The organism is Actinoalloteichus spitiensis RMV-1378, from assembly GCF_000239155.1.
In the GTDB taxonomy this organism is placed as follows: Bacteria; Actinomycetota; Actinomycetes; order Mycobacteriales; family Pseudonocardiaceae; genus Actinoalloteichus_B; species Actinoalloteichus_B spitiensis.
In genome coordinates, this window is record NZ_AGVX02000541.1 from 1 (window position 1) to 8,882 (window position 8,882).

The following is an 8,882-nucleotide window of genomic DNA, read 5'->3' on the forward strand; positions in this document are numbered from 1 at the left end:
GCCGCCGTGGGCGGCGCCCCGGCCCGGGCCGCACCGGCCGTCAGAGACGGTCGAGCAGCTCGGCCTTCTTCTGGCTGAACTCCTCGTCGGTCAGCAGTCCGGCCTCGTGCAGGCCGCCGAGCTTCCTGATCGCCTCCACCACGTCCTCCGCGCGATCGGAGATCGTGGGTTCCGGGACGGGGGCGGACGGCTCCGCCGACGGGATCTCCGCTCGCTCCCGGGTCGCGACGATCCGGGTGTGCAGGTCGGCGGCGAAGAGGAGGTCCGCCACGCTGCCGTCACCGAGGCCGTAGGCGAGGGCGTAGGGGTCCTTGTCCGGCGTCCCCCGCATGGCCGGGTTGTCCGCCTTGCGCGCCGCGAGGCCGGTGCCGTCGGTCAGGGTGATCCGGAAGAAGCCGCCCAGGGCTGTCGGTGGGGACCACTCGACGCCGCTGATGTTCTCCAGGGGGACCCGCTGCGGGCCGAGCTGCTCCTTCACGGTCTCCGCCATCCACCCCCAGGTGAACAGCAAGGTCTCACCGTCGAAGCTCACCTCCCCGTCCAGCCCCTTGATGGAGCGCGGCGCGGGCGGCAGGACCACCAGGAACTTGTCGGTGGGTTCGAGGGCACGGGGGTTGAGCGAGATGCGGTCGCGCAGCTGCGACGCGTGGTACTGCGCCAGGTCCGGTTGCTTGCCGGGAAGGGAGAGCCGGTAGGGGTCGGCGGCTTCGGGCAACCGACCGGCGAGGACGGGGCCGAACGCGTCAGCCCCGGAACGCAGCCGCAGCACGAGGTCGGTGCGCCGCTTGCCCGGCTCGACGATGACGCCCGACAACGCCTCGTTCGGGACGACCAACTCCCCCAGCGCCCTGTGCAGCGGATTGGAACGCCGCCCGCCGGCGAACCGGATGCGGATGCCGTCCGCCTCGAAGACCCAGGTCGCGTTCGTTCCCGCTAACTCCAGTTCGTAGGACACCCCAACAACCCTATCCAACGGGGGTGGCCCCCCGGTGGAGAACTGGCGGAGCGGGCGGGTGGGGCACCGGTCCCGGTCCCGGTGCCCCGGACCGGCGTCAGGACGCGGTCTCGGAACGGTCGCCCGACCACCGGGTGTGGAAGTAGCCCTCGCGGTCTACCCGCTGGTAGGTGTGCGCCCCGAAGTAGTCCCGCAGGCCCTGGACGAGGGCGGCCGGCAGCCGGCTCGCGCGCAGGGTGTCGTAGTAGGCGAGCCCGGAGGACAGCCCGGGAACCGGGACGCCGGCGGCGGTGGCCGCCCCCACCACCCGTCGCCACGCCTGCTGGGACCGGCTGACCTGTTCGGCGAAGTAGTCGTCGGCCAGCAGGTTCAGCAGGTCGGGCCGAGTCCGGTACGCCTCGGCGATCCGGTCGAGGAACCGGGCCCGGATGATGCAGCCGCCCCGCCAGATGCGGGCGGTTCCGGCGAGGTCGACGTTCCACCCGTACTGCTCGCTCGCGGCCGAGATCATGCTGAAGCCCTGGGCGTAGGCGGCGAGCTTGGCCCCGTAGAGCGCCTCCCGCAGGTCGTCGACGAACCCGGGTGGCACCTCGCCCGGCGGCTCCGCCGGCCCGGGGAGGGACGCGCACACCTCGCGCTGGCGCACCGCGCCGGACAACGCCCGGGCGAAGACGGCCTCGGCGATGCCCGGGACGGGGTCTCCGAGTTCGAGTGCCTCCCGCACCGTCCACCTGCCGGTGCCCTTCTGCTCGGCCCGGTCGGCGACGACGTCGACGAAGGGGGCGCCGGTCACCGGGTCGGTGTGCGCGAGCACCTCGGCGGTGATCTCGATCAGGTAGGACTCCAGGTCGCCCTGGTTCCAGGTCCGGAACACCTCGGCGATGTCGGGAGGAGCGAGACCGGCGACGGCGCGGAGCAGGTCGTAGGACTCGGCGATCAACTGCATGTCGGCGTACTCGATGCCGTTGTGCACCATCTTGACGAAGTGCCCGGCACCGTCGGGCCCCACGTGCACGCAGCACGGGTCACCGTCGACGGTGGCGGCGATGGCCTCCAGGACCGGGCCGACCTGCCGGTAGGCCTCGGCGGAGCCGCCGGGCATGATGCTGGGGCCGAGCAGGGCGCCCTCCTCGCCGCCGGAGATCCCGGTACCGACGAAGTGGAGTCCCCGGTCCCGCAGGGCCGCCTCCCGGCGCCGGGTGTCCGCGAAGTGCGCGTTCCCCCCGTCGAGGATGATGTCACCCGGTTCGAGGAGTCCGGCGAGTTCGTCGATCACCGCGTCGGTGGGCCCGCCCGCCTTCACCATGATGATCACCTGGCGGGGCCGTTGGAGGCTCTCCACCAGCTCGGCCAGCGTGGCGGCGGGCACGAACACCCCCTCGTCGCCGTGTTCGGAGACCAGCGCCTCCGTCCGGGCCGAGGTCCGGTTGTGCACCGCGACCGGGTAGCCGTTGCGCGCCAGGTTGCGCGCGAGGTTGCTGCCCATCGTCGCCAGGCCGGTCACTCCGATGGCCGCGGTCCCGCGAGTGTCGTCTGCCATGCCCACCAGCCTGCACCCTCCCCCGCCGGGACGCAGCCGTGCGACCGGGCCAACGGCGGGTTGCGGCCGTCCCGACTGGTGAGAGCTCGCGGTCGGACGAAGCTCACACCTCCGAACGCACCACACGGCCAGCAGGAAAGGTTAGCCTCACCTCATGACGGAACTGATCTCGGACCACGGAGGGCACGAGTCGAGGGCGTTCGTGCCCACCCACCGCGCCGCCCGGTACGCCAAACAGCTCACCAACCACTTCGGCCACCGGGTCGACGCCGAGTGGCACGAACCGGTGGGAACGGTTCGCTTCGGCGAGGGCGGCGTCGCGGTCCTCACGGCGGAGGAGGGCGGGCTGCGCATGGTGGCCACCGCCCCCGGCTCCGAGGGGCTCGCGACCGTCGAACGCGTCGTCGGCGATCACCTCCTCAAGTTCGCCACCCAGGACGAACTGCGGGTGGAGTGGGTGCGCACCCCCTGACACCCCGACCAGGACAGGCCGGGCGGAGCGCGGCGTGCCGGCCAGGAGGCTCGACCGGTCACCCGTGACCCCGCGCGCCCACCGGTCGAGTACGGTCAGCCATGCCCTCATCGACGGGTGGGATGACGCCCGAGGAGTTCCGGCAGCTCGGCCACCAGGTGGTCGACTGGATCGCCGACTACCGGGAAAACCTCCACCGGTACCCGGTGCGCGGCCAGGCCCAGCCGGGGTGGTTGGCCTCGGCGCTGGCCGCCGAGCCACCTGCGCCCGGAGGTGGCCTCGACGGTTTCCTCGACGACGTCGACCGCCTGGTCGTCCCGGCGCTCACCCACTGGCAGCACCCGGGCTTCTTCGGCTACTTCCCCAGCAACGCCTCGCTGCCCTCGGTCCTCGGTGACCTGCTCTCGGCCGGGCTGGGCGTCCAGGGGATGCTCTGGAGCACGTCGCCCGCCGCCACCGAGCTGGAACAGCACCTGTTGGACCTGCTCGGACCGGAGCTGGGGTTGCCCCCGACGTTCACCACGGCCGGCGGTGGCGGGGGCGTCATCCAGGACTCGGCGTCCTCGGCCCTGCTGGTGTCGCTCGTCGCGGCGCTGCACCGCGCCTCGGGAGGCCGGTGGCACCACGACGGGGTCACCGGCAGGGAGACGGTCTACCGCACCGACCAGACCCACTCGTGCGCGTCGAAGGCGTGCCGCGTGGCCGGGTTGGGCTCGTCGGCGGAACGCGTCGTCGCAGTCGACCCGGTCACCCGGGGCATGTGCCCGTCGGCGCTGGCCGAGGCGATCCGGGACGACGTCGCGGACGGGCGCGTCCCCGTGTTCGTGTGCGCCACGGTCGGCACCACGGGTGTCGGCGCGGTGGACCCGCTCGTCGAGATCGCCGAGGTGTGCGCGGAGCACGGGGTGTGGCTGCACGTCGATGCCGCCTGGGCCGGCGTCGCCGGGCTCTGCCCCGAGTTCCGCCCCCTGCTGGCCGGTGTCGAGGGGGTGGACTCGTTCGCCACCAACGCCCACAAGTGGCTCCTGACCGCCCTGGACTGCACCTTGCTCTGGACCCGGTGGCCCGAGGCCGTGACGGGGGCGCTCACCATCTCGCCGGAGTTCCTCCGCGACGCGGCCTCGGACTCGGGCCTGGTCCGCGACTACCGGGACTGGCAGGTCCCGCTCGGACGGCGCTTCCGCGCGCTCAAACTCTGGGCGGTCCTGCGCTGGTACGGGCTGGACGGGCTGCGGGCGCACCTGCGCCGCCACGTCCGGCTCGCCGGGGACCTCGCAGACCGGGTGCGCGCGCACCCGGCCTTCACGCTGGCGGCGCCACCGGTGCTCGGGCTGGTCTGCCTCCGCGTCGTCTCCGGTCGCGGGGCCGAGGACGACGACCGGCTGCCCCGGTCGGTGCTGCGGCGCGTCAACGACGGGGGGCGGGTGTTCGTCACGCACGCCGCGCTGGAGGGGCGCTACCTGATCCGGGTGGCGATCGGTGGGGAGCTGACCGAGGAGGCCGACATCGACACCCTCTGGGCCGAGCTGAGGGCCGCCGCCGAGGCGGAGGGTGCCCTGGCCTGAGGGGGCGAGGGCGCGGCGATCAGCGGATCCGGATGGTGTCGTCGGTGACCCGGTTCATCACCACGGTCTCGGCGTCCTCGGGGTTCCCGCCGTCGGGGCCGCCGTCGGGCGTCGAGCCCTCCCGCTCCTGACGCTTCTTCGTGAAGTGCCGGTCGACCAGGATCAGCGCGACGACCATCCCGGCACCGAGGAGGGTGACCGGTACCACCCCCAACCAGTCGGCGTCGGGTGCCAGCATGGCGCGGTCCTCGTCCTGCCACGGCCACAGCGCCCGCAGCGCCCCGATCATCACGCCGGTCATCACGGCGAGGGTGGCCTGGTGGCGGTGCTTCAACAGGTACTGGAGCGTCTTCACGAAGACCCCGAGGCCCAGGATCGCGCCCAGCATGAAGGTCCCGACGTAGGGCAGGTCCCGGGCGTTCAACGCCTCGAGCGTCGGCTCGTAGAGCCCGAAGATCATCAGCAGGAAGGCACCGGAGAGGCCGGGCATCACCAGGCCGCAGATCGCGATCGCCGCGGCCAGTCCGACCAGCCACAGCGGGGGGGACGTCTGGGTGCCGGCGGGCAGCCCCGTGACGATCCACCCGACGGCGATCCCCAGCGGCAGCAGCGCCCAGTCCAGCGGGCGGCGGATACCGCCCATCGCGAGGATCGGGATCGCCACCGAGGCCCCGACCATCCCGATGAACAGCGCCCTGGCCCCCACCGGGTAGTCCTCGATCAGCCCGGGCACGACCCGAGCCGCGGTGAGCAGCGCGAGGACCATGCCGGCGAGGATGCCGACGACCAGCGGCACGTCGATGCGCGCCGCCTCCTCCTTGGCCCGTTGCCCGCCCCGCCCCCGGGGAAGATCGCTGGCCGCGAGCTTGACCGCGCTCATGAGGTGGCCGGCGGCGTCGATGAGGCGTTCGTAGACACCGACGACCAGCGCCACCGTCCCGCCGCTGACCCCTGGGACCACCTCCACCGTTCCGATGGCGGCACCGCGGGCGAGGTTGAGCGGGGTCTGCTTCCAGCTGTGTGCGGACACATCTGAAACGGTAACGGTTCCCTGGACACTCCAGACACCCGGTAGGACGATCATCGCGACGTCGAGCCGGTGCGGAACACCCCGAACCGGCTCGTTCGCGGGACTTTCGTCACTCCGCGTGCCGGATCACCGCGCGGAACCCGCCCACCTCCACGTCCGAGTTACTCGGCGACCCGCAGCAGCCCCTCCTGCACGACCGTGCATACGAGGTTGCCCGACCGGTCGAAGAACCGCCCGGTGGCCAGGCCCCGAGCGCCGGAGGCGCTCGGGGAGGCGCAGTCGTACAGCAGCCAGTCGTCCGCCCGGAAGGGGCGGTGGAACCACATGGCGTGATCCAGGCTGGCCCCCGCGACCTCGTCCAGGCTCCAGTACACGCCGTGGCGGGCCAGTACCGAGTCCAACAGGGTGAGGTCGGACACGTAGGCCAGCAGGCAGACGTGCAGCACCTGGTCGTCGGGCAGCTGACCGTGCGCCCGCATCCACACCCGGTTGTCGGCGGTGCGCGGTCCGGTCTCCCGCGACACCCAGGGCGGGTCGGTGACGTAGCGGATGTCGAAGGGCCGGGGAGCCTGGCCGTGGATGCCGATGCGGCCCCGGTAGGGCGCCACCCGCTCGGCGAGGGTCGGCAGCGACTCCGGCTCCGGGACGCCAGCCGGCATCTCGTCGGCGTGCTCGATCCCGTCCTCCCGGACCTGGAAGGAGGCCGACAGCGAGAAGATCGCCTTGCCGTGCTGGATGGCGACCACCCGGCGGGTGGTGAACGAGCGGCCGTCCCGGATGCGGTCCACCTCGTAGACGATCGGAACGCGGGGATCGCCGCCCCGGATGAAGTAGGCGTGCAGCGAGTGCACCCCGCGATCGGCGGGCACGGTCCTGCTGGCCGCGACGAGGGCCTGCCCGGCGACCTGGCCCCCGAAGACCCGGACGGGTGACTCGGCCGGGCTCACGCCCCGGAACAGGTTCTCCTCGATGCGCTCCAGGTCCAGCAACGCCACCACCCGGTCGAGGACGGGCTGCCCGTAGGGCACCCCGTCCGGATCGAGGGGCACCGCCCCCGCGGTGGTACCGGCGGGGTCCTCCGCCGCTGCGCGCGCCATCTCGGTCATCCACCAACCCTACGATGACGCGGGCAGCGACAAGGATTCTGAGCACACTCAGCTACCAGTGAGCCTACTCACGCATGGTCTTCCTCGCCCAGTCGGTGGACTCGAATCAGGTTCGTCGAACCGACCGTGCCGGGAGGGGAGCCGGCGACGATCACGACCAGGTCGCCCCGCTGATACCGACCGAGCGACAGCATCGCCTGGTCGACCTGCTTCACCATCCGGTCGGTCGAGTCCACCTTCGGCACCAGGAAGGTCTCGGTGCCCCAGGTCATGCTCAGCTGCCGACGCACGGCCTCCTCCGGGGTGAAGGCGAGCAGCGGGAGGTGGGTGTGCAACCGGGCCAGCCGGCGCACCGTGTCACCGGATTGGGTGAAGGCGACGAGCGCCTTGGCGTTGAGCCGCTCACCGATGTCCCGAGCCGCGTAGGAGATGACGCCCCGCTTGGTCCTGGGCACGTGCGACAGCGGCGGCACGGCGGTCGACTCGTGTTCCACCGCGCGGACGATCCTGGCCATCGTCTCGACCGTCTGGACCGGGTAGCGCCCCACGCTGGTCTCGCCCGAGAGCATCACCGCATCGGTGCCGTCGAGCACGGCGTTGGCGACGTCGGAGGTCTCGGCCCGGGTGGGCCGGGAGTTGCTGATCATCGAGTCCAGCATCTGCGTGGCCACGATGACCGGCTTGGCGTTCTCCCTGGCGATCTGGATGGCCCGCTTCTGCACCAGGGGGACCTGCTCCAGCGGCAGCTCGACGCCGAGGTCACCCCGGGCCACCATCACGCCGTCGAAGGCGAGGACGATCGCCTCCAGGTTGTCGACGGCCTCCGGCTTCTCCAGCTTGGCGACCACCGGCAGGCGACCGGAACCGACGCGGTCCATCACCTGGTGCGCCTGGTCGATGTCGGCGGGAGACCGGACGAAGGACATCGCGATGAAGTCCACGCCGAGGCTGAGGGCGAACTCCAGGTCGTTGATGTCCTTCTCGGACAGCGCCGGAACGCTCACGTTCATCCCCGGCAGGGACAGCCCCTTGTTGTCGCTGACCGGACCGCCCTCGGTCACCTCACACACCACGTCCGGCCCCTCGATGGCCGTGACCACCAGTCCGACCTTGCCGTCGTCGACGAGGACGCGGTCACCGACCTTGGCGTCCTCGGCCAGCCCCCGGTAGGTGGTCGAGACCCGGTCGTGGGTACCGGGTACGTCCTCGACGGTCACCCGGACCGTCTCCCCCGTGTCCCACTGCACCGGGCCGCTGGCGAACCGCCCCAGCCTGATCTTCGGCCCCTGGAGGTCGGCGAGGATGCCGACCGCCCGACCGCTCGCCTCCGCCTCCTGGCGGACCAGCTCGTAGATGCGCTTGTGGTCGGCGTGGTCTCCGTGGCTGAAGTTCATCCGCGCCACGTCCATGCCGGCGCCCACCAGCTGCCTGATCCTGTCGGGACTCGCCGTCGCCGGTCCCATCGTGCATACGATCTTCGCGCGTCTGCTCACGTCTGCGCAGCCTATCCCGCTGGTGGGCACGATTCCGCACGGCGGAAGCAGATTCGCGCGGTGTGTCGCCCAATCGGGGCGATTCGCCCGGTTGTTCCCGCCGCCGCGCCTACTCCCCGCAAGGGTGCGTGCCCGGTAGCGCAAGGGGCGCCCTCGTCCGGGGAGTACGCGGCCGGCAGGGATGCCAACAGCGGGTGGGACCCGCCGGAAACCCGCCCGGGTCCGGCACCCGTGCCGGACCGGCCCCGCCGCGCACGCTGTCCGGTTCCGGCCGTCGACGGTCGGGGTGGCGGGCACGAGACGATGGGGAGACGTCCCGTCCCTCCTGGAGGTTCCCCGTCGTGCGCCTGTCCGCGATCCCCTTTCCCCTGGCCGTCCTGGTCAGCCTCGTGGTGTTCTTCATGCCGGCCTCCGGCGTGCCCTCGGCGCCGCCGGGGACCGACAAGGTGGTCCACGTCGGGGTCTTCGTGCTGCTCACCGTGACGGGGCTGCTGGCGGTGGACGGCAGCCGGCGGGGAGGCGGCCCCCGCCGGCTGCTCCTGCTCGGCCTCCTCGGCTACGCGTTCCTGGCGGAGGTCCTCCAGGGACTGCTGCCCCTGGGCCGCAACGCGGACTGGGCCGACGCGTTGGCCAACCTCGTCGGTATCGCGCTCGGGGCGGGGGTGCTCCTGTCGTTCCACCGCCGGCGGCCGGCGGGCGGGGGCCCGGCGGCCCCGCACCC

8 protein-coding genes are annotated in these 8,882 nt (G+C 72.3%); 3 read left to right on the forward strand and 5 right to left on the reverse strand.

Features of this window, described 5'->3' with window-relative positions:
• Positions 1 to 40: 40 nt before the first annotated feature.
• Entirely contained in the window at positions 41 to 955 is a 915-nt protein-coding gene (locus ACTIDRAF_RS0221305) for a DUF4429 domain-containing protein (RefSeq protein ID WP_016700743.1), read from the reverse strand.
• Between the two features lie 97 nt (positions 956 to 1,052).
• A complete protein-coding gene (gene gndA / locus ACTIDRAF_RS0221310) occupies positions 1,053 to 2,495 on the reverse strand; it encodes an NADP-dependent phosphogluconate dehydrogenase (RefSeq protein WP_026066354.1) in 1,443 nt (480 codons plus the stop codon).
• A 154-nt stretch (positions 2,496 to 2,649) separates the two neighbouring features.
• On the opposite strand from gndA, the gene ACTIDRAF_RS0221315 reads away from it, so the two are divergent.
• Both ACTIDRAF_RS0221315 and ACTIDRAF_RS0221320 read left to right on the forward strand, forming a co-directional pair.
• Positions 2,650 to 2,967: a DUF2218 domain-containing protein gene (locus ACTIDRAF_RS0221315; protein WP_016700745.1), complete on the forward strand. Its 318-nt coding sequence runs from the start codon at positions 2,650 to 2,652 to the stop codon at positions 2,965 to 2,967.
• Positions 2,968 to 3,089: 122 nt separating this feature from the next.
• Positions 3,090 to 4,532 (forward strand): pyridoxal-dependent decarboxylase, encoded by a 1,443-nt coding sequence (locus ACTIDRAF_RS0221320; protein ID WP_016700746.1) that lies wholly within the window; start codon positions 3,090 to 3,092, stop codon positions 4,530 to 4,532.
• A 19-nt stretch (positions 4,533 to 4,551) separates the two neighbouring features.
• On the opposite strand, the gene ACTIDRAF_RS30330 is transcribed toward ACTIDRAF_RS0221320, so the two are convergent.
• The 3 genes from ACTIDRAF_RS30330 to pyk form a co-directional block, all read right to left on the reverse strand.
• A complete protein-coding gene (locus ACTIDRAF_RS30330; RefSeq protein WP_016700747.1) occupies positions 4,552 to 5,562 on the reverse strand; it encodes a DUF368 domain-containing protein in 1,011 nt (336 codons plus the stop codon).
• 161 nt (positions 5,563 to 5,723) lie between these two features.
• Positions 5,724 to 6,668: an acyl-CoA thioesterase II gene (gene tesB, locus ACTIDRAF_RS0221330; protein WP_016700748.1), complete on the reverse strand. Its 945-nt coding sequence runs from the start codon at positions 6,666 to 6,668 to the stop codon at positions 5,724 to 5,726.
• A 68-nt stretch (positions 6,669 to 6,736) separates the two neighbouring features.
• Positions 6,737 to 8,161, reverse strand: coding sequence for a pyruvate kinase (gene pyk, locus ACTIDRAF_RS0221335; protein WP_026066356.1), 1,425 nt, complete (start codon positions 8,159 to 8,161; stop codon positions 6,737 to 6,739).
• A gap of 341 nt (positions 8,162 to 8,502) precedes the next feature.
• Between pyk and ACTIDRAF_RS30335 the strand changes: the two genes are divergently transcribed.
• Positions 8,503 to 8,882, forward strand: a 380-nt coding sequence (locus ACTIDRAF_RS30335) for a VanZ family protein (protein ID WP_016700750.1), incomplete at its 3' end; no start/stop codon positions are given.